Annotated in this window: 15 protein-coding genes and 4 pseudogenes; 13 read left to right on the forward strand and 6 right to left on the reverse strand. The window is 71.2% G+C overall.

The features are described 5' to 3' along the window. Window positions 1-95 precede the first annotated feature (95 nt). Together GEV43_RS15785 and GEV43_RS15790 are read left to right on the forward strand one after the other, a co-directional pair. Window positions 96-755, forward strand: a complete 660-nt coding sequence (locus tag GEV43_RS15785; RefSeq protein ID WP_375539046.1) for an NUDIX hydrolase — start codon at window positions 96-98, stop codon at window positions 753-755. A gap of 231 nt (window positions 756-986) precedes the next feature. Next, window positions 987-2182, forward strand: a pseudogene (locus GEV43_RS15790) (MarP family serine protease). Between the two features lie 69 nt (window positions 2183-2251). Here GEV43_RS15790 and GEV43_RS15795 read toward each other — a convergent pair. The 6 genes and pseudogenes from GEV43_RS15795 to acs form a co-directional block, all read right to left on the reverse strand. Beyond that, window positions 2252-2707: a DUF309 domain-containing protein gene (locus tag GEV43_RS15795; protein WP_160821344.1), complete on the reverse strand. Its 456-nt coding sequence runs from the start codon at window positions 2705-2707 to the stop codon at window positions 2252-2254. A 59-nt stretch (window positions 2708-2766) separates the two neighbouring features. Then, window positions 2767-3692 (reverse strand): annotated as a pseudogene (locus GEV43_RS15800) (alpha/beta fold hydrolase). Between the two features lie 6 nt (window positions 3693-3698). Then, window positions 3699-4130, reverse strand: coding sequence for a phage holin family protein (locus GEV43_RS15805; RefSeq protein ID WP_160821346.1), 432 nt, complete (start codon window positions 4128-4130; stop codon window positions 3699-3701). Window positions 4131-4366: 236 nt separating this feature from the next. Further along, a pseudogene (locus GEV43_RS50300) lies at window positions 4367-5173 on the reverse strand (Na+/H+ antiporter NhaA). Beyond that, window positions 5125-5598: a Na+/H+ antiporter NhaA gene (locus GEV43_RS50305; RefSeq protein WP_241682926.1), complete on the reverse strand. Its 474-nt coding sequence runs from the start codon at window positions 5596-5598 to the stop codon at window positions 5125-5127. The pseudogene GEV43_RS50300 and the gene GEV43_RS50305 overlap by 49 nt, the downstream one beginning before the upstream one ends. Before the next feature lie 360 nt (window positions 5599-5958). Continuing rightward, window positions 5959-7937, reverse strand: a pseudogene (gene acs, locus GEV43_RS15815) (acetate--CoA ligase). Window positions 7938-8451: 514 nt separating this feature from the next. Here acs and GEV43_RS15820 point away from each other — a divergent pair. The 11 genes from GEV43_RS15820 (at window position 8452) to GEV43_RS46850 (ending at window position 19927) form a co-directional block, all read left to right on the forward strand. Continuing rightward, window positions 8452-9249 carry an oxidoreductase gene (locus GEV43_RS15820; protein ID WP_160821347.1) on the forward strand — a complete coding sequence of 266 codons (798 nt, stop codon included), beginning with the start codon at window positions 8452-8454 and terminating at the stop codon, window positions 9247-9249. A gap of 6 nt (window positions 9250-9255) precedes the next feature. Then, window positions 9256-9876, forward strand: coding sequence for a pentapeptide repeat-containing protein (locus GEV43_RS15825; RefSeq protein ID WP_160821348.1), 621 nt, complete (start codon window positions 9256-9258; stop codon window positions 9874-9876). A gap of 1904 nt (window positions 9877-11780) precedes the next feature. Then, the gene (ssd, locus tag GEV43_RS15830; protein WP_160821349.1) at window positions 11781-12860 is read left to right on the forward strand and encodes a septum site-determining protein Ssd; all 1080 of its coding nucleotides are present in this window, start codon (window positions 11781-11783) and stop codon (window positions 12858-12860) included. 142 nt (window positions 12861-13002) lie between these two features. Further along, a complete protein-coding gene (locus GEV43_RS15835) occupies window positions 13003-13140 on the forward strand; it encodes a hypothetical protein (RefSeq protein WP_160821350.1) in 138 nt (45 codons plus the stop codon). 747 nt (window positions 13141-13887) lie between these two features. Further along, complete coding sequence (locus GEV43_RS15840; protein WP_160821351.1) at window positions 13888-15048, forward strand: TadA family conjugal transfer-associated ATPase; 1161 nt, start codon at window positions 13888-13890, stop codon at window positions 15046-15048. A 31-nt stretch (window positions 15049-15079) separates the two neighbouring features. Then, window positions 15080-15841, forward strand: a complete 762-nt coding sequence (locus GEV43_RS15845) for a type II secretion system F family protein (protein ID WP_160821352.1) — start codon at window positions 15080-15082, stop codon at window positions 15839-15841. Between the two features lie 1674 nt (window positions 15842-17515). After that, window positions 17516-18142: a type II secretion system F family protein gene (locus GEV43_RS50310; protein WP_309239653.1), complete on the forward strand. Its 627-nt coding sequence runs from the start codon at window positions 17516-17518 to the stop codon at window positions 18140-18142. Window positions 18143-18239: 97 nt separating this feature from the next. Further along, entirely contained in the window at window positions 18240-18434 is a 195-nt protein-coding gene (locus GEV43_RS15855; protein WP_241682927.1) for a DUF4244 domain-containing protein, read from the forward strand. A gap of 179 nt (window positions 18435-18613) precedes the next feature. Next, window positions 18614-18952: a TadE family type IV pilus minor pilin gene (locus GEV43_RS15860; protein WP_160821353.1), complete on the forward strand. Its 339-nt coding sequence runs from the start codon at window positions 18614-18616 to the stop codon at window positions 18950-18952. 601 nt (window positions 18953-19553) lie between these two features. Then, window positions 19554-19829 (forward strand): Rv3654c family TadE-like protein, encoded by a 276-nt coding sequence (locus GEV43_RS15865; RefSeq protein WP_160821354.1) that lies wholly within the window; start codon window positions 19554-19556, stop codon window positions 19827-19829. Continuing rightward, a complete protein-coding gene (locus GEV43_RS46850; RefSeq protein WP_164717136.1) occupies window positions 19748-19927 on the forward strand; it encodes a hypothetical protein in 180 nt (59 codons plus the stop codon). The genes GEV43_RS15865 and GEV43_RS46850 overlap by 82 nt, the downstream gene beginning before the upstream one ends. The last annotated feature ends 320 nt before the right edge of the window (window positions 19928-20247 follow it).

Here is a 20247-nt window from a genome sequence, read left to right on the forward strand (position 1 = left end):
GGCGGGCGGCGCCGCGTTCCGTGCGACCGCGAACGCGCGGCGACACAGAACGGTGTTCGGGAAGGATCCCGGCCGTTCGGAGGTTGGGAGAAGGCGTGAGCGACACAGCGACCCCCGTCCCGCGATGGCTCGACCGGTTCCGCGCGGAGGCGCCGCACCTGGCGGTGCCCCCGATGCTGCGGCCGACGTCGGGCGGGCGCGCGGCGGCGGTGCTGATCCTGTTCGGCGAGGGCCCGCACGGCCCCGACGTCCTGCTCACCGAACGCGCCGCGACGCTCAACAAGCACGCGGGCCAGCCGGCGTTCCCCGGAGGCCGCATCGACCCCGAGGACGACGGCCCGGTCGCCGCCGCGCTGCGCGAGGCGTGGGAGGAGGCCGGCGTCGAGCCCGCGGGCGTCGAGGTCCTGGCGACCCTGCCCGAGCTGTACCTGTCGCACAGCGAGCACCGCGTCACGCCCGTCGCCGCCTGGTGGCGCGAGCCGTCCGACATCGCCCCCGGGCATCCGGGCGAGGTCGCCACGGTCGCCCGCGTCCCGATCGCCGACCTCGTCGATCCGGCCAACCGGCTGACCGTGCGGCACCCGTCCGGCCTCAAGATGGGCCCGGCGTTCCGCGTCGGCGGCATGCTGGTCTGGGGTTTCACCGCCGGGCTGCTCATCCAGGTCCTGGGCGCGGGCGGCTGGGACCGGCCGTGGGACGCGAGCCGCGTCGAGGACCTGCCTCCCGAGGTCCTCAACCTCGCTTCGCGCGGCTAAGCTTCCGTACTCGGCCCCGGGAATCCGGACGGCCGGAAACGCGCGGGGTCACGTACGGGAGCGATGTGAGCGGATCCGTCACTTGGGCGCGGGACCTGCGGGAGGCCGGCACGGGTCATCCCCGGCGCGTACCGGCGCCGCGCCGCGTCGCTCCGCGCGGCTACACCGCGGAGCCCGATCTGGTCCAGCGAGGGGACGTGAACACGGTGTCCCGCGCTATACGGTGAAGCGGTGCTGGGCGACCACCTTCTCGACGCGATCCTGATCGTGCTCATCGTGCTGTTCGGGTCTCGGGCTACCGGCAGGGCTTCATCGTGAGCCTGCTGAGCTTCGTCGGCTTCGTCGGCGGCGGTGTGCTCGGCGTCCTGATCGCGCCGCCGATCGCCGAGGCCACGGTGAAGGGCGCCGCCCAGCGGGCGCTGCTGGCCATCGTGATCGCGTTCCTCGCGGCCACCCTCGGCCAGCTCATCGCCTCGTCCGCGGGCGCCGTCCTGCGCAACCGCGTGACCGGCCTCAACGCGCGCGCCGTCGACGCGGCCGGCGGCGCGGTGGTGAGCTCGCTGTCGCTGCTGATCGTCGCGTGGTTCTTCGGGACGCTGGTGGTGGGCTCGGAGTTCAAGCCCGTCCGCACGCAGGTGAACGGCTCGTCGATCCTCAACGGCATCAACGACGTGATGCCCCCGCAGGCGCAGACGTGGTTCTCGTCGTTCAAGGGATTCGTGCGCAGCAGCGAGTTCCCGCAGGTGTTCAACGGGCTCGGCGGCGAATCGGTCACGCAGGTCCCGCCGCCTGACGACCGGATCCTCAACACCGACGCGCTCCGCGCCTCCAAGCGCAGCATCGTCAAGGTCGTCAGCACCGCCCCGCAGTGCCAGCGCAAGATCGAGGGCACCGGGTTCGTGTTCGCGCCCGAACGCGTCATGACCAACGCGCACGTCGTCGCGGGCGCGAGCGGATCGTCCAGCGTCCTGTCGCTGAACGGCTCCCGCGACCGCGGCCGCGTCGTGCTGTACGACCCGAAGCGCGACATCGCGATCCTGCACGTTCCCGGGTTGCAGGCCCCGCCGCTGAAGTTCGCCGGGCCCGCCCGCGTCCGGGACGACGCGATCATCGCCGGGTTCCCGAAGAACCACCCGTTCACCGCCGGCGCCGCACGCATCCGCGCCCGGCAGACGGCCCGGGGCCCCGACATCTACCACTCCGGCCAGGTCAGCCGCGAGATCTACGCGATCCGCGGCACGGTCGAGCCCGGCAACTCCGGCGGCCCGCTGCTCGCCTCCGACGGCCGCGTCTACGGCGTCATCTTCGCCGCGGCCCTCGACACCCCGTCCACCGGCTACGCGCTGACGGCGGAAGAGGTCGCCCCCGACGCGCGCGCGGGCGTCAACGCCACCGTCCCCGTCAGCACGGAGAGCTGCTCCGACTGATCCCGGCTCTGCGCCTGCCCGTTCCGGCGGCGGCCCGTCCGTCCGTGCTGCTTCGGCTAGGGGCGGGGGTCAGGACAGGCGGAGGTGTACGGGGAGGTCCGTGGGGAGGTCGTTCGCCTGCGCCAGCGCACGGGTGTCGCGGACGACTCCGGGGACGTCGATGCCGTGGGGACGTTCGCCTGCGTACTCCTCCAGCCGGTCGGCCGCGCGGCTCAGCAGCGCCCGCGCGCCCTTGGGGTTGCCGCGCCGGATGTGGGTGAGGCCCACGGCGACCTGGGCGAGGCCCCGCCACAGTTCGCGTTCGCCCTCGGGAGCGGCCTTCCACACCGCTTCGAGCACTTCGTGGGCGTGGAACGGGCGATCCTCGTCCAGCAGGCGTTGCGCCTCGGCCAGCCCTTGCGCGGGCGCGGGGGAGATGTCGTCCGGCATCGTCGGCACGCCCGCCGTCCCGTGCGGCAGCGGCCTCCCGTACGCGTCACGGGGCCGTGCGTTCCGTGGACGCCCTTCCTCATCGCGATCCCGCATCCCCCCACCGTACGCGCGCGCGTACGCCGGGCGCGGCGGGGTGGGCGGGAGCCGGGGGGTCAGTGGTCGGGTTCGGGGTCGGACAGCCAGCCGAGGAGTTGGGCGTCGAACGCGCGGGGGCGTTCCTCGTGGGGAAGTGGCCGGCGCCTTCGATGAGCTTCCACCGGTACGGGGCGGCGACGTAGCGGCCGGAGCCCTGCGCGCTGCCGGGCAGGACGCACGGGTCGAGCGCGCCGTGGAGCTGGAGGGTCGGCACGTGGATCGGCGCGCGCATCCGGCGGGCGTAGCGGATTCCGTCCGGGCGCGGCTGGGAGCGGATCAGCCACCGGTGGTACTCCAGCGCGCTGTGCGCCGCGCCGGGGATCTGCGCCGCGCGCCGTACGAGGCGCTCGGTGCGCTCGTCCGGCCAGCCGGGGCCGGACCACTCGTGCAGGAGGCGGCCGACCAGGGCGGCGTCGTCGCGGACGAGGCGGCGTTCGGGCCACGCGGGCACCTGGAACCCGAACGTGTGGCGGGCGGCCCACGCCTGGCCGCCGCGCAGCCCGCCCCGTACGGCCTGCCGCAGCCGCAGCGGATGCGGCACGCCGACCACGGCGAGCCGCTGGACGACCTTGGGGTGGTAGACGGCCGTCGTCCAGGCGAGCAGCCCGCCCCAGTCGTGGCCGACGACGATGGCGTTGGCCTCGCCGAGGGCGCGGACGAGCCCGGCGGCGTCGCCCGCGAGGGTGACCAGGTCGTAGCCGCGCGGCGGCTTGTCGCTGCCGCCGTAGCCCCGCAGGTCGACGGCCGCGGCGCGGTAGCCGGCGGCGGCCAGCGAGACGAGCTGGTTGTGCCACGACCACCAGAACTCGGGGAAGCCGTGCAGCAGCAGGACGAGGGGGCCCTCCCCGAGTTCGGCGACATGGAAGCGCGTGCCGCCCGCGCTGACCGCGCGGTGGGTCCACGGCCCCTCGACCTCGACCACCGACGCGTCGTGCCCGGCCATGCCCGCTCAGTCCGTCAGGGCGGGCTTGTCCGAGTCGCCGCGGTGGCGCAGCATCGTCAGGTCGGCCTTCAGCGTCTTGCGGGTGCGCTTCGCCCCGTCGATCTTCTTGATCCGCCAGTAGCCGATCCCGATCAGCGCGACGGCGAGCAGGAGGTAGGCGCCGGCGACGATGAGGAACGCGGCCCAGTGCCAGATGCCCGCCGCGACCAGGCCGTACGCGGCGGCGATCGACAGCAGGATCACGATCAGGCCGCCGATCAGGCCCGCGATCCCGAACATCACGCTGCCGAGCGCGGCCTTCTTGGCGTCGTCCTTCAGCTCCAGTTTCGCCAGGTCGATCTCGGCCCTGACCAGGTTGGACACGTTGCTCGACGCCAGCGCGACCAGTTCGCCGAGGGATTTCTCCCCGACCTGCTCGTCCGGCAGTGCCTCGGACATATCGCTCTCTCCTTCCAGGACCCCGGTCTCGGGGCCCGGGCCTCCAGGGCTCGGCCCAGCCTGGCAGCCGGGCCGCTCGTCCGGCCACCCGGCGTCGGCGGCGGTCCGGCGCCACCCGCCCGCCGGCCGCCCGATGCCGCCGTCCGGCGCCCGCCGCTCGGCGCCCGCCGCCGTCCGGCGCCCGCCGGCGGGTCGGCGCGCTCGCGGCGAGGCGGGCGCGCGCTGCCGGGCACCGGTCAGCCGACGGTCTCCTCCTGGCGTGCGCGCTGGCGCACCCGCCTGCGGAAGACGACGGTGGCGGCCGCCGACGCGATCACACTCGCGAGCAGAACCGCTGTTGTCACTCTCTCGAATTGTGCGGGGTCGGTATAGGCCAAACCGCCGATCAGCAGTGAAACGGTGAAACCGACACCGGCGAGCAACGCGACGCCCGCGATCTCCCGCCAGTGCAGCTCCTCCCGAGCGTCGCCAGGCCGAGCCGCACGGCCGTCCAGGCTCCGCCGAAGACCCCACGAACTTACCGACCACCAGTCCGACGATCACCCCCAGGGCCACCCGGTCGCCGAACACCGCCCGAGCGCCGGCCCGCCGAGCGCCACGCCCGCCGACAGGAACGCGAAGACCGGCACGCACACGCCCGCGGACAGCGGCCGCAGCGCGTGGTCGGCCTGCTCGGCGTTCGTCGGCCGCCCGTCCAGGGGCTCGCGCGGGCTGGTGAGCATGCCGAGCGCGACGCCCGCGACGGTCGCGTGGATACCGCTGCGCTGCACGAAGTACCAGGCCAGGACGGCCAGCGGGACGTATGCCCAGGGCGTGCGGACCCCGCGCGACTGCAACGCCCCGTACACCGCGATCAGCGCAGCGCCGGCCAGCAGCGGGCCCCAGCGCAGCGTGTCGGTGTAGAACAGCGCGATGATCAGGATGGCGATCAGGTCGTCCACCACGGCGAGCGTCAGCAGGAACGCCCGCAGCGGCGCCGGGCACGACGAGAACGTCACCGCGAGCACCGCCAGCGCGAACGCGATGTCGGTGGCCGTCGGCACCGCCCATCCGCTGAGCGCCCCGGCTCTCCCGCGCTCACCGCGACGAACAGCACCGCGGGCATCACGACCCCCGCCGCAGCCGCGATCACCGGCAGCGCGGCGTCGCGCGGATCGCGCAGCTCGCCGTGCGTCAGCTCCTCGCGCAGTTCGAGGCCCGCGATGAAGAAGAAGACCGCGAGCAGCCCGCCGGACGCCCAGTGCTGGAGGTCCATGTGGCCGAGCCCGAGCCAGCCGGGGCTGATCTCGTACGACCGGAGCCGCGTGTAGGCGGACGACCAGGGCGTGTTGGCCCACACCAGCGCCGCGACCGTCGCCAGCAGCATGACGATGCCGCCGACCGTCTCGGCGCGCAGCGCCTCGGCGACGTGCCGGGAGTAGCGGATGGTGGGACGGACGGGCCGGACTGCGGCGACACGACGCGGCATGGATCCCCCGAGCTGTGCAGGTGGGCGGGCTGGACGCGGCACAGCCCGTCCCCGCCGTAGGACCGGGACGGCCCGTACCCCCGCCGACCAGACTTCCCGGCACACCTGCGCCCGAGCGTACCCGCATGATCGTCACTTATGCGCCCTTGACGCCCCCGACCTGCCCGGATGACCGGATCGTCCGTCCGCGTCGCTCCGCCCGTTCCGCCCGTTTCGGCGGCCCGAAGGCGCGCCTTGCGACCGAACGGCCGTTCCACACGCACGCGCCCCGGCTCCCGCTTCTGAGCGGGAACCGGGGCGCGTGCGTCGGCCGCGTGCGTCGGCCGCGGGCGCGTGTGGGCGCGCCCGCGGTCCGGAGGGTCAGTCGTCGGACTTGGCGCTCGGCAGCTTCTCGGCGATGAGGTCCATGACCGTGCTGTCGGCGAGGGTGGTGACGTCGCCGATGCCGCGGTTCTCGGCCACGTCGCGGAGCAGCCGCCGCATGATCTTGCCGGAACGGGTCTTCGGCAGCTCCGGAACGATCATGATCTGGCGCGGCTTGGCGATCGGGCCGAGCGACTTGGCGACGTGGTCGCGCAGCTCCTTGGCGAACTCCTCGCCCTCGACGTCCTCGCCGGCGTTCCCGCGCGGGATCACGAACGCGACGATCGCCTGCCCGGTCACCGGGTCGGTCGCCCCGACGACGGCGGACTCGGCGACCTTCGGGTGCGAGACCAGCGCCGACTCGACCTCGGTGGTCGAGATGTTGTGGCCCGACACGAGCATCACGTCGTCGACGCGGCCGAGCAGCCACAGGTCGCCGTCCTCGTCCTTCTTCGCGCCGTCGCCCGCGAAGTACAGGCCGTCGAACCGCGACCAGTACGTCTTGACGTACCGCTCGTCGTCGCCCCAGATCGTCCGCAGCATCGACGGCCACGGCTCCTTGAGCACCAGGAACCCGCCGCCGCCGTTCGGCACGCTGTTCGCCTGGTCGTCCACCACGTCCGCGACGATCCCCGGGAGCGGGCGCATCGCCGCGCCCGGCTTCCCGGCGGTCACGCCCGGCAGCGGGCTGATCATGATCGCGCCGGTCTCGGTCTGCCACCAGGTGTCCACGACCGGGGTCTTCCCGGCGCCGATGTTCTCGCGGTACCAGACGTACGCCTCGGGGTTGATCGGCTCGCCCACCGACCCGAGCACGCGCAGCGACGACAGGTCGAACCGCGCCGGGATGTCGTCGCCCCACTTCATGCAGGTGCGGATGGCGGTCGGCGCGGTGTAGAAGATCGTCACCCCGTACTTCTGGATGACCTCCCACCAGCGGCCCTTGTGCGGCGTGTCGGGCGTGCCCTCGTACAGGACGCTCGTCGCGCCGTTGGCGAGCGGGCCGTACACGATGTAGGAGTGCCCGGTCACCCAGCCGATGTCGGCCGAGCACCAGTACACGTCGGTCTCGGGCTTGAGGTCGAACACCGCGTGGTGGGTGTAGGCGACCTGCGTCAGGTAGCCGCCGGAGGTGTGCAGGATGCCCTTGGGGTTCCCGGTCGTACCGGAGGTGTAGAGGATGTAGAGCGGGTGCTCGGCCTCCATCGGCTCGGCGGTGTGCTGGTCGCTCTGCCGCTCGACCAGGTCGTTCCACCACACGTCGCGCGGGTTCTCGGCGACCTCCGCGCCGGTGCGCCGTACGACCAGCACGTGCTCGATGCTCGGCGTCCGCTCGACGGCCTCGTCCACGGTCGGCTTGAGCGCCGACGGCTTGCCGCGCCGGTAGCCGCCGTCCGCGGTGATGACCAGGCGCGCCTGCGCGTCGTCGATCCGGGTGCGCAGCGCGTCGGCGGAGAACCCGCCGAACACCACCGAGTGCGTGGCCCCGATCCGCGCGCACGCGAGCATCGAGATCGGCAGCTCGGGGATCATCGGCAGGTAGATCGCGACCCGGTCGCCCTTGCGCACGCCGAGTTCGAGCAGCGCGTTCGCGGCCTTGTTGACCTCGCGCTGGAGGTCGGCGTAGGTCAGCGTCCGGCCGTCACCCGGCTCGCCCTCCCAGTGGAACGCGACCTTCGCGCCGCGCCCGGCCTCGACGTGCCGGTCGACGCAGTTGTACGCGACGTTCAGCTCGCCGCCCTCGAACCACTTGGCGAACGGCGGGTTGCTCCAGTCCAGGACCTCGTCCCAGCGCTTGGACCACGTCAGCCGGTCCGCCTGCTTCGCCCAGAACCCCAGGCGGTCGTTCGCCGCCTCCTCGTACGCGTCCGCCTTGACGTTGGCCGACTCGGCGAGGTCCGCGGGCGGGGGAAGCGCCTGTTCTCCTGAAGGAGGTTCGACAGTGTCTCTTGGTTCGGGTTCTGGTTCTGGCTCAACGCGTGCTCCTTGCTAGCTAAAGCGGGGGTCGCCCGATCCACCCACTCCACCAGGGACGGTCTTGCTCACACAAGCCGCACCTCCGGACTGGGCCGCGGTCGTGCCCGGCGCTCCCGCCTCCGGATGGATGCTAGGTGACGCCCGACACAGCCGTGCTTCCCAGTCTGCCGAACGGGAACCGGTCCGTCCCACCGCCTATGCCGAACGAACGGACACGATTTCCCTGGTCACAAGCCTCCACCCCTGCCTGCCCTGCTCAAGCACTAGACCACCCCCCTGCCTCCTGGACGACCAGTCCCGGCGAGCCGTTCGACTACGACGAGCGAAGTGCCCGCAAGAAGCCGAACGCTCTGAACAGCGCCACCGGACGTACACGTGCGGTGCGTGCGGTGCGAGCGCGGGAGGGAAGCCCGCCGTACGAACTGGTCGTACGGGCGAGGCCGTACGGTGGCCGTGCGGGCGTGGGCGCGGGGCGCTGCGTGGGCGGTTTCGGTGAACGCATAAAGTCGGGCCGTGACCGATGCCGATGCCTTTGCCCATGTAGCGAACCTGCCCGGCGTGGCCGATGCCGTGGCCGACGCCCGTGTCGCGGTGGACCGGCTGCTCGGCCACCGGATTCTCCGTCGGCGCAGCGCCGAGGTTTCCACGGAATCCGCGTTGCGCGGCGCGCGCGCCTCGGCCGTCCTGGAGGGCGCGTCGGTCACGCTCGAAGAACTTCGTACGGCCGAGAGGCCGGACGACCCGATCGTCCAGGGCTCCCTTCGGGTGTCCGCCGAGCTCGGCTCGCTCGCGGAGACGTGGCGGCAGGCCCCGCGCCAGGTTCTGGCCCGTCTGCACGTCCTGGCCGCCGCCGATGCCGTCGACCACGCGTCGCTGGGACGGCCGCGTACGGAGGAACGTCCTGTGACGGACGTACCAGACCTTGCTACGGACGTCTCCCCGGACGAGGTCGCCGGCCGCCTCGACCAGCTCAGCGAACTCCTCGTACAGCCCACCAAGGCCCCGGCCATCGTCGTCGCGGCCATCGTTCACGGCGAATTGCTCACCCTCCGTCCGTTCGGCTGGGGGGACGGCCTCGTCGCCCGCGCCGCGCAACGCCTCACCCTGGTCGCGCGCGGTTTGGACCCCAAATCGCTGACCGCACCGGAAGTCGGCCACGCGGAGCTAGCCGACGAGTACCCCGACGCCCTACGCGCGTACGCGTCCGGGACGCCCGAGGGCGTGGCCACGTGGATCCGGCACTGTTCCGCCGCGACCGCCGCCGCGGCGCGCGACTCCCAGGCCATTTGCGAAGCCTTCCTCCGCGGCTGAACGCCCGTGGCTGACCGGAAACACGGGAGTCCCGCGCCCGCCACCGACAGCACGGTCCGTTCCGCCGACTGGGACTCCCGGACGATCGCGGGGGAGGAGCACACCCGGGTGCTCTTCGTCGACGTCGACATGACCGAGGCGTCCACCACCGGCGCGGTCTTCACCGACTGCACGTTCCGGGGAGTACGGTTCAACGCCTCCACGCACACCGACTCCGCGTTCCTCAACTGCACGTTCGTCCGATGCGGCTTCTTCGACGCGACGTTCAGCGGATGCAAGGTGGTGGGCGCGATGTTCGACGGCTGCTCCTACGACCTGATGAAGGTCGAGGGCGGCGACTGGTCGTTCACGGGCCTCCCCGGTGCCGATCTGCGCAGAGCGTCGTTCACGGGCGTACGCCTGCGCGAGGCCGACCTCACGGGCGCGCGCTGCGCCGGCGCCGTCCTCCGCGACGTCGACCTGTCAGGCGCCTGGATGCACAAGGCCGATTTCACGGGTTGCGACCTGCGCGGCAGCGAGATCTCGTCCATCGACCCGTACACCGTCGAACTCAAGAACGCCCGCATCGCCCCGTACCAAGCCGTGGTCGTCGCCACATCACTCGGCTTGGACGTCCGCCACGACTAACGCCCACGAACCGCCGCTGGGGGACGTGCCTGGTCCTGCGCACTGTCCGCGGCGGGCATCGCCCACTACCCGTCCCACATAGCGAACGGCGCCCCTTCACGAGGAGACGCCGTCGCCAGCCACGTCACACCGGGTTACCAAGCGTGCACCTCATATCCGTCGGATCGGGTCAAGCCCGTCTCGACGCGCCTCCCGCGGCTGGTCGCGCGTGGGTACCCGGCTGCCGTGCACGGACACTTGGTCCGTAGCACCTGTCTACGCCTCAATCGCCCAGTTGACAAGGCCCCGATTTGCAAAACGAGCGTTCCAAAGGGGAGAACGGCACGCGGAACGGCGGAGGTGGCCGGCGTGCCTGGTGTGGCGCCCTGTCCCTAAAACCACCCATTTCGGAAGTATCGCCCAGGACTGACACACCCGAGATTTGATCACTCAGTGTGATCGATTCCTTTTCGTCGCTCTCCCCGGGGCGCACGGGAAAGATCTTTAGTCCTCCGGTACGCTCCCATTCCCGGCGCGTTGCACTCCCTGGAGCGTCGGCGGGGGCGGGCCGGGAGGGCCGAGCGGCCCGCGCAGTGGGATCATCCCAACCAGGTGAGAAAAAACGTCGCCGCCGGGCGAGTTTGCGGCTCGACGGCAGTCTCAGCGGTCGGGCAGCATATGTTGTATCTGCCTACACTGGCGGACAGCGAGTTTGCTGCTCCTATAGATCGAACTTGCGCACGGCTTAGCTTGATCTCCCCTCGAGTCTTTCTTGGGAAAACGGGCCGGCTCTACCCCCCGGAGCCGGACCGTTCGGCGACCCCCGCTCTCCCCCCCGGCGGGGGTCGCCCTGCCGTAAGCAGTCGGGCGGGGACCTCGACCACACCCCGAGGCCCCGCCCGACCGCTAACCCCCTCCCTCCGCTCCACCCCCAGCGCCCACGCCCCGCACCGGCGCGTGCCCGCGCCCGCACCACACCGGCGCGTGCCCCGCGCCCCGCGCCGCACCGGTGCGTGCCCGCTCTCCCGCACCGCACTTACACGTGCCCCGCCTCCCCACGCCGCCGGTACGCAGCGGACCTCCCCGCTGACCTCCCGCGTGCCCATACCTCCCGCGCCCGGCCGCCCTCCCGCACCACTTCCTCACCGCGCTCCGCCCCCGCCCGCACTCTGCGCCTTCTCCACCCCACTCCGCCGCCCTACCCCTCTTACGCACCACCGCGAGCTCCGCACCGCCCCGAAGCCCGCACCGCCCCGAAGCCCGCACCACCGCGAAAGCCCGCACCACACCGAAGCCCCGTGTACCTCAAGGGGTCACGTGAGCCCCAAGGTCCGACGCCACCCCACCGCGAAGGCGCCGTGCCCACCCCCTGGAGGGTGCACCACCCCCTGGAGGGAGCACTGCTCCCCGGAGGACCGCACCCCCAGGGACCAGGGACGGGTGCCGCGCAACCTCGGAGCGGCACCACAAATCCCCGCGCGACCGCGAAGACGCGCGTCATCCGGAGGCGGCACCGCACCACCCGGAAGGCTCGTCACGTTGCCGCTCCAGCGTTCCTGCACTGCGACGTTCCGGCGCCTCCGCGTTCCCGCACTGCCCCGTCTCCCCCTCCCCCTCCTCTGCCCCTCCCCCTGCCTTCCCTCTCTCCCGGGCTCCTGCGGAACGCGCGCAGGGAAGGGCCCGCAAAGTTGGAGGCGCCTCGATGTCGCGCTGACCCGGCAGATTCCCGGAAAAGACATCACCCCCAGAACCCGCCCATTTCGCATCCGACCGCTAGCTGCGCCGCCGACCATGCGCCGTATCAGCGCACGTCAATGGCACCGCCCCACCTCATCCCGCGAAGTTATCCACAGGCTGGGGAACGACTTTTCCCGGCCTGCTCCCGCATCGCATGGTGGAGACCAGCCGACCGCGAGGAGGACACGATGACCAGCACGGCCCTGATCGTCACCGATGACCTGGCCATCACCGACGGCCTGCAACGCCTCGCCGCTGCGGCCGACGCCAAAGCGGAGATCGCGCGCGGAGCCGACGAGGCCAGAGCCGCCTGGCACTGGCCCGGCCTCGTCCTGGTCGGTCTCGACTTAGTCGAAGAGCTCGCCGCCGCTGCGCTCCCGCGCCGTCCGGCCGTCGTCCTCGTGACCAAGGCGGGCGACACCACCGACATCTACCGCAAGGCCATGGAGATCGGCGCGCAGGACGTGGCCGTCCTCCCGGACGACGAAGGGTGGTTGATCGACGCCCTGGCAGCGTCCACCGAACCATCCGACGGCTGGGGCACCACCGTCTGCGTCGTCGGTGCGTGCGGCGGCGCGGGCGCGAGCGCGTTCGCAACCGCGCTCGGACTGACCGCGTCCCGCGCCGGCGCCCAGACGCTCCTCATCGACGGCGACCGGTTCGGCGGCGGCCTGGATCTGCTCCTCGGTCTCGAACAACAGGAGGGCGCGAGATGGCCTGACCTCGCCGAACGCCGAGGCCGCCTCAGCGCGGCCACTCTCCGCGAGGCACTGCCCCGCACCGGCGAACTCTCCGTCCTCTCCTGGCGACGCGGGGAACCCGTCCCAGTCACCCAGGAGGCGGTCCTCTCCCTTCTCGACGCCGCCGTACGAGGCTTCGACCTGGTCGTCGTCGACGTACCCCGCTATCCGGACGAGACAGGGCGGTCGGCCTTGCGGGCAGCCGACGTCACCTACCTGGCCGTACCGGCAGAGGTCCGCGCCACGGTGGCCGCCGACGGCCTGTCCGCCGCGCTCCGACGGGAGACCTCCGACCTGCGCCTGGTCGTACGTGGCCCTGCGCCGGGCGGGCTCACACCAGAGGTGGTCGCCAAGGCCCTCGACATGCCGCTCACAGGGGTCTTTGAACGCGACCGCAGGTTCCCCACTGCAATCGAGGAGGGAGACCTAGGCCGCGTCACCCGCCGAGGCCCCCTGACCGATCTCTGCGCCGACCTGATCGCAGACCTCCTACCGCAACTCGTCACTCAGCGACTGGAAGCCGCATGACCTCCGCACTCCCGCACCTCCGCCCCGCCTCCGGCCCCGCCCTCCAGAACAACGCCAAGCCTCACCACCACAAGCACGGACCCAGAACAGCCCACCTCCCGTACGCCCCCACCCTCACCGCCCCACCCTGGACGCCGCTGGCATGCGCATCGAGTCCAAGGCGCACTCGGACCTGTACGCCGAGGACCAGATCGCCGCCTACCAGGAACGCTACGCCCGGTTCCTATGGCCGTCCGCGACGCAGACCCGGACTTCCGCTCCGCGAGATCCCGTGCGTTAACGATGCTCAAGGTGCCTCGTCCCCTCACGGACGGAACAACACGCTCCCTACGGCCGAGCCCGCCGCCCTCACCACACCAAACTGTTTACCCTGCCGCGCACCTGCGCCCACCAGAACCTAGCCGCCCGGGACTCCCGTTCCGCTCCTCTCCGCTATGCCTAACGATCCGCGCGAGAGCAACGCCCCGTGTCCAGAAGAGAAAGCACCCACAGAAGAGTCGCCGACCCCACCGATAGAGATCGCCTATCTGTCGTCGCCGGTGCACGCAGAGGGGGAGTGCACCGGCGACGCACCCCAGCACTCACGAGAACCGAACCCCACCCGCCACACCAACGCACCACAGATCCATCCCGCCAGTAGCGGCAGATGACCAGAGCACACGCGGCCAGACCAGCAGACAGCCGAGGCAGCACCTGGCTTGAAGAGCATCGGCCCAGGTCCGCGCCCGCCCACGGCAGCATTTGGCCCCGGGCCGCACCTGCCGGCCGCACTCGCCCACAGCAACACACAGTCAGGGCAGCGGACAGCCAGAGAAACAGACGGTCAGACAGCACATGCCCTGGCAAGCACCCTCCAGAGCAGCACCCCCTGAGGCGTCGCACAGCTAGAGCAGCACACAGCCAGAGAGGCGCGTGATGTGAGCAGCGCACGTGACTGGACCAGGGGGCGGCGGTGCGTCGGTAGTGCATCGGCGGTGCGTCGGGGGCGCGACGCCCGAGAGAAAGAGAAAAGAAGGAGTGGACGGACATGACCAGACTGTCGGAGGCAGTGCGAGGGCGGCTCGCGGATGCCGGAGGGGAACCGACGGCGGGACGCGTGGCAGCCGCCTTGCGGGCTGAGGAGCGGCTGCTGGGAGATCGGGAAGTACTGGCGTTGGCCGACGAGTTACGTGCGGAGTTCGTCGGCGCAGGCCCGCTGGAACCGCTGCTGAGAGCGCCAGAAGTCACCGACGTTCTGGTGAACGGCCCCAACGAGGTCTGGATCGACACCGGCGAGGGCCTGAGCCGTACCGGACTGCGGTTTCCAGATGAGGCGACGCTTCGCCGTCTGGCCCAGCGGCTCACGGCCGCCGCCGGCCGTCGGCTCGATGACGCCGCCCCCTACGCGGACGCGCGCCTTCCAGGCGGTGTTCGGCTCCATGCCGTGCTCCCGCCCGTCGCCGCCAACGGCACGTGCCTGTCGCTCAGACTCCCTCGCCGACGCGCATTCACCCTCGAAGAGTTGGTGACCGCAGGGACGATCCCCGCAGAGGGCATCGCGCTCATGGCGGCGCTGATCACGTCTCGATCCGCGTTCCTGATCTCGGGAGGTACTGGTTCAGGCAAGACGACGTTGCTGAGCTGCCTGCTTTCGAATGCCGATCCGGCCGAACGGCTGGTCCTCGTAGAAGACTCGGCCGAACTCAGCCCCGACCACGACCACGTCGTACGGCTCGAAGCGCGTCCACCCAACGTCGAGGGCGCCGGCGGAGTCACTCTCAACGACCTAGTCCGCCAGGCCCTCCGCATGCGCCCTGACCGTTTGGTAGTCGGTGAGGTCCGCGGTTCCGAAGTCGTCGTTCTGTTGAACGCCTTAAACACCGGGCACGAGGGCGGGTGCGGGACGCTGCATGCCAACACGGCGGCAGACGTGCCTGCTCGCCTGGAAGCGCTGGGATGCGCGGCCGGGCTGAGCCGTGAAGCCGTTCACAGCCAGCTCGCCGCAGCGCTGGACATCGTCGTCCACCTGGTCCGCGAACCCGGTGGCGGTCGCCGCAGAATCGCGGAGGTCTGCCTCCTGCATCGTGGTCCGGATGGCTTGGTCGGGGTCGTTCCCGCCATCGAATTCACAACGGCGGGCGAGATGGTCGCGTCCCGAGGCGCCGACACGCTCGCCACCCGACTGGGGCACCGCTGGTGCCCGCAGTGACCGATCAACCCTCTCAACCCAAGGACACCTGATGATCAACGCCCTCACGCTCGCCGCCCTCTGCTCCGCCGGCGCGATCTGGTTGCTCCTGAGCCCAGCGCCCGCAACCCATCGGCTCGACCGAGTACTCCCGCAACGTCAGCGCAAGAGACCACCACCCCAGCGGATCGTTCACCTCCTGCGCGTCCGTTTCGACGCCGTGCGACAGCGTCGAAAGCTGCCGACGCGATGGCGTTCGGCCGTCATTGAGCTCTGCGACGGCATGGCGGCAGAACTCGCAGCGGGCCGCACACCGGAAGAGGCGTTCGATGCGGCCACAGCCGTCCTCGACCCGGACATCGCCGAATCGCTGAACGCCGTCACGTCCCAGCCCCAACAAGCCTTGCCGCACCCTTCCGACGATTTCGCCATCGACCTTCCGGAGCACCTGGAATCGCTGGCCGTTCGGCCTGGCGCGGAGGGACTGCGCCTGTTGGCCGCCTGTTGGCGAATCGGAGCGGAGCGCGGCGGCACGCTGGCAACCGTGCTCGACGGCTTAGCCTCGGCCCTCCGCGATCAAGAGGCGCAACGCCAGGAGGTTGCCATCCAGTTGGCGGGTCCACGTGCCACTTCCCGCCTCCTGGCTGCGCTACCTCTGCTGGGCCTAGGCATGGCGGTCGCCATCGGTGCCGAGCCGCTGGCCTTCCTCTGCGGCACCTTCGCGGGACTCGTCTGCCTGCTCACAGGCGTGAGTCTCAACTTCGCCGGCCTCTGGTGGACCCGCCGCCTAGCCCAAGCCGCCGAAACCCCCTAGTGAGGGAGACAACGCCCTTCAGGACGAACGAATACCGCCCCCCACGTGCCTCACCTGAGCGCCCCCACCAGCCTCGACAGGGACCCGTCTCGCGGACGCCACCACCCAGCGCCTGCCCACTGCTGGCGGGCCCGGTGCCCGAACGCCCGCAGGTGCTGGACGCGGACTGCGGCCCCAGATCGTTCAGCAGCACCGCTCTGGCAGCGTCCACAACCAGAAGCGCCTTCCAACTCAAGGTGCCCTCAACGGAAGCCGCCCGACCCGAAGCGTTCCGACGATGGCAGTTATACCTCCCGCACTACTGAGGTTCCTCGCTTGGTGTCGCTGCTCCGATGCCGTTGAAATGCGGCGTTAGCCATCCCTCTCGCGACATGGCACCGAGATCGTCAGTGAGCAGAACCGCGGGGGCAACGGCGAAACGTCCACAACGGCACAGGCACGACTGAGCACGGTGCCCAGCAAGAGGACGAGGCGGGGACAGTGGCCGGGTGGTTGACCACAGACGGCGGGGCGATCTGACCGAATGGACTCGGGCAAAGGGCGGCTGCGGACGGACGAGCACGTGGCGAGCGCGCACGGACGAGTGCACGGCGAGCACGTGCGGCCAAGCGGGTGGCTGAACGAGCAGTTGATCGGCAACTGAGCAGGCACCTAAGCGGAAGCGGGGTGGCGGTCGGCCGAGCAGGTGGCCGAGTGGGCAGCCGAGCGGGTGGGCGAGTGGTCAGGCGGCTGAACAGCGACCAAGTGGGCAGGTGAGCGGGCTGCCGAGCGGGTGGACGAGCGGATGGTGAAGGCGCGGCGGGGCGAACGACCGAGAGGGCGGCCGGTCGGATAGGCGGCCGAGGGCGCGGAGGGACGAACGGTCGGGCGGCGGGTGAGAGGGCACCGGGGCGGGCGACCGGACAGGTGAGTGGGCGGTCGAGCGCGTGGCGGAGTGGACGGTCAAGGCGCAGCAGTGCGGGCGGTCGAGGGGCAAGTGGCCGTGGCCGCGGCGGGGCGAACGGTCGAGCGCCAGGTGAGAAGGCAATGGGGCGGCCGAGCGCGTGGCTGAGGGGGCAGCGGGTGAGCGGCCGAGTGGGCAGGTGAGCGGGTGGGCCCAGCGCGGAGCGGAGTGGACGGCTGGGGTGAGCAGCGCAGGAGGCGGTTGAACGGGGATAGCACGGCGAACGGCAGCAGCCGTGGGTCGGGTGTTGGCGGAACGGTGCTGGTTGAGCAGGGACGAAGCGGGTCAATAAGTCGGATGCGGCGAAAGGACGGATCCTCATGTGGACGGTCGTTCTGTGCATGGCGGTTTGTGGCTTCCTCTTGCCGAAGGAGGCGCCCTCCGCCACTACCAGGCTGGCGAGGCAGCTCCCCGAGCGCGGATCACCGAGACACGCTGCGCTCCCGAGATGGCGTCGCTGGCTTCCCAGGCGTAGCCGCGCACGTCCGGAGAGCGGGGCAGCGAAAAGCGGTCATGGGTTAGACGGCGGGGAGAGACAGAAAAGGCCGCCTCCGCGTTCCGGGCCTGGCTCAGGGCATGTTCAGGGCAGTGGGCCGTACACGACCGTCCGTGTGCGAGGCGTAGCCAGGGCTCCGACCACGCAAGCAGGGGCTAAGCCTGCGCGCCTTGCGTCGGAAGTGGCTATCGGCGACGTGCTGCAAGGGCATGCCCATGGCGCCGGCGGACGCTCGGTGTCGAACGACAAGGGCGGGCGCGAGCTGCTTCTGCGCCGTACTGCGGCGGTCGCCGTCGGGGCCTTGTGCGTGATCGTCCTGGGCGGTCTCACGGGGTGGACGGTAGGAGGTGTGGCCGCGTTCGTGGTCTGGCGTTCGTTCGGACGCCTCGGCCGCGCGGAGCAGCGGCGGAGACAGGCGCGCCTCGTCGCGGACCTCCCGGTCGCCGTCGATCTTCTGGCCGCGTGCCTGCGTGGCGGAACGCCGTGGGCCGAGGCGGTGGAGGCGGTCGCCACCGCGGTCGGCGGTCCGCTCGGCGATGAACTGAAGGGTGTGGCGACGCAGATCCGCCTCGGTGCGGATCCGGCCGCAGCCTGGCTCACGTTGGCGGATGAGCCGATGCTGGCGCCGCTGGCCCGCACGGCGGTCCGAGCCGCCTCCAGCGGTTCCGGTCTGGCGCCGTCCCTCGCGCGCCTTGCGCGGGATCAGCGGCGCACGGCCCGTACTTCTGCGGAGAAGAGGGCACGTGCTGCGGGCGTGCGGGCGATCGCGCCTCTCGGTCTGTGCTTTCTGCCCGCGTTCGTCCTGCTGGGGCTGGTTCCGGCGATCGCCGGAATCGCCGCGACCCTCTTCGTGCCCTGGTGAGGGTTATCCCCAGAACGAGATTCGAATGGTGTGCGGATTCGGGACGCCGCACGCTGGAGATCGGGCGTCGACGGACGCCGAACACAAGGAGGAACGGATGCGCGCGATGAAGACGGTGATGCGGAGATGGCGCGAAGGCACCAGGGACCTGGGGATGTCCACCGCCGAGTACGCGGTCGGCACGATCGCCGCGGCCGCCTTCGCCGGCCTGCTCTACAAGATCGTAACCAGCTCGGAGGTGAGAACCCTGCTGTTAGGGATCATCAAGAAGGCCCTGCAACTCGCGGGCTGACCACGCGAGCCGGGTTGCCCGCGCGCGTCAGATGGGCCTGGCTGTCCGCTCGTGCCGGGCTGGTCGCGCGGACCGGGCCTGGCGGGCTGACCGCGCACGCCAAGTGTGCCGGGCTGACTGTGAGGGCCGGGCTGGTCGCGCGGGCCAGACAGGCCGGACGGGCCGGGCGTGACCAGGGCATGGCCACGGTGGAGATCGCCGTGGCCCTGCCCGCCCTGGTCCTGATCACCGTGGTCGCGCTCTGGGGTGTCACCCTCGCGTCCGTACAGCTCACCTGCACGGACGTCGCCCGCACGGGCGCACGGGCGGCGGCGCGCGGCGAGTCCCTTACCGCTGTCCGTGAGATGGCGGCCAAGGCCCTCCCGCCGGGTGCGACGGTCAAGGTGCATCGGGACGCGGCGGCGGTACGGGTCGAAGTCTCGGTGCCGGTCCGCGCTCCGGCTCCGAGCGGCCTCCCGCCGCTGACGGTCACCGCGCACGCGACCACCGCGACCGAGCCAGGGGTGGACAGCAAATGACGGCCTGGGAGTGGACGGTGAATGAAGCGTCGCTCGCTTCGCACCCCGTCACCTCCGAGTCCGCACAGCGCGTTGCTCATGCCCTCCGCGTTCGGGCTTCCGCGTTCGGGCTTCGGGTTCCGGGTTCCGCGTTCCGGGCTTCGGGTTCCGGGCTTCGGGTTCCGGGTTCCGGGTTCCGGGCTCCGGGCTCCGGGTTCCGCGGTCCGGGCCTCGCGGTCCGGGCCTCGCGTTCCGGGCCTCGCGTTCCGGGCCTCGCGTTCCGGGCCCCGCGTTCCGGGCCCCGCGTTCGGGCGCCGGGCCCCGCGGTCCTGGCTCCGGGTTCCGGGGTCCGGGCCCCGCGTTCCGCGGTCCGGGCCCCGCGTTCCGCGGTCCGCGTTCTGCGGTCGCGGTCCGGGTGATCGTCAAGCGGGACGTACGGATCGCCTCGTCGGGTGGATGACGACGGTCCGCTTTGAGCTGCGAGCTGAGCGGCACGATCTGCCCGGCTGGGAGTTCCGTGGGCCGGTGGGCGGGCTGTTGCTGTGGGTGTGGACGGCGCGGGGTGAGTGCGCGAGAGCTGGCTCGGTGGTGGCGGTGAGGACGTTCGAGAGGAGGCGAGGAGATGAGGCTGCGGTTAGGGGATGATCGCGGATCGGGAACGGTGTGGACGGCGGCGTTCATGGCGGTCGTCTGGCTCGCCGCGACGACGGCGATGGCGGTGGGAGCCGTACGTGCGGCACGGCACAAGGCCGACTCGGCGGCGGACCTGGCCGCGCTGGCCGCAGCAGGACATGTGGGAGAAGGAGCGGGCGGCGCGTGCAGGAGAGCGGCCGCGATCGCGACCGGTTCGGGGGACGGCTGTCGGTTTGTTCGGTGCGTGGCAGGATCGTCGACGTGACCGTGACGATGGTGCTGGACGCGCCGTTCGGGGCCGGTGTGCTCCGTGTGGTTTCTCAGGCCAGGGCTGGTCCGGTGGGCGCGGACGGCGTAGGGTGACTCATTGCACCCATTGTCAATAAGGTGCGCGGAGAGATGAAGGAGTCTCGTGGCCTGCTACCTCTTTGTCACCTTCCTGTGACTTTTACTACCGAGTGGTACGTTACGCTGCCGTAAGCCCACAGTTATCTCTCGACACGGTGGCTACTACAGCCCCTCGCCCCCGCGGCCGACCAGACCCTCGCTGGACCGGCGGACGGAACGAGCAGAGCGCTGGCGGCAGATCGTCCGATGAAGGGATTGAACCGTGACGATGATTCGCAGGATCGGTGCAGTCGCGCTAGCCGCACCCCTTGCGATGAGCGTTCCGATTCTGGGCG

Origin of the sequence: Actinomadura sp. J1-007 (genome assembly GCF_009793335.1) — a bacterium.
In the GTDB taxonomy this organism is placed as follows: Bacteria; Actinomycetota; Actinomycetes; order Streptosporangiales; family Streptosporangiaceae; genus Spirillospora; species Spirillospora yumaensis.

Bases quoted from the DNA above. Each gene is read 5' to 3' on its own strand.
- GEV43_RS15845 (WP_160821352.1), top strand. From the start codon at position 15,080: ATGATCAACGCCCTCACGCTCGCCGCCCTCTGCTCCGCCGGCGCGATC.
- GEV43_RS50305 (WP_241682926.1), bottom strand. From the start codon at position 5,598: ATGCCGCGTCGTGTCGCCGCAGTCCGGCCCGTCCGTCCCACCATCCGC.
- GEV43_RS15865 (WP_160821354.1), top strand. From the start codon at position 19,554: ATGAGGCTGCGGTTAGGGGATGATCGCGGATCGGGAACGGTGTGGACG.
- GEV43_RS15855 (WP_241682927.1), top strand. From the start codon at position 18,240: ATGCGCGCGATGAAGACGGTGATGCGGAGATGGCGCGAAGGCACCAGG.
- ssd (WP_160821349.1), top strand. From the start codon at position 11,781: ATGACCAGCACGGCCCTGATCGTCACCGATGACCTGGCCATCACCGAC.
- GEV43_RS15805 (WP_160821346.1), bottom strand. From the start codon at position 4,130: ATGTCCGAGGCACTGCCGGACGAGCAGGTCGGGGAGAAATCCCTCGGC.
- GEV43_RS15795 (WP_160821344.1), bottom strand. From the start codon at position 2,707: ATGCGGGATCGCGATGAGGAAGGGCGTCCACGGAACGCACGGCCCCGT.
- GEV43_RS15860 (WP_160821353.1), top strand. From the start codon at position 18,614: ATGGCCACGGTGGAGATCGCCGTGGCCCTGCCCGCCCTGGTCCTGATC.
- GEV43_RS15835 (WP_160821350.1), top strand. From the start codon at position 13,003: ATGCGCATCGAGTCCAAGGCGCACTCGGACCTGTACGCCGAGGACCAG.
- GEV43_RS15840 (WP_160821351.1), top strand. From the start codon at position 13,888: ATGACCAGACTGTCGGAGGCAGTGCGAGGGCGGCTCGCGGATGCCGGA.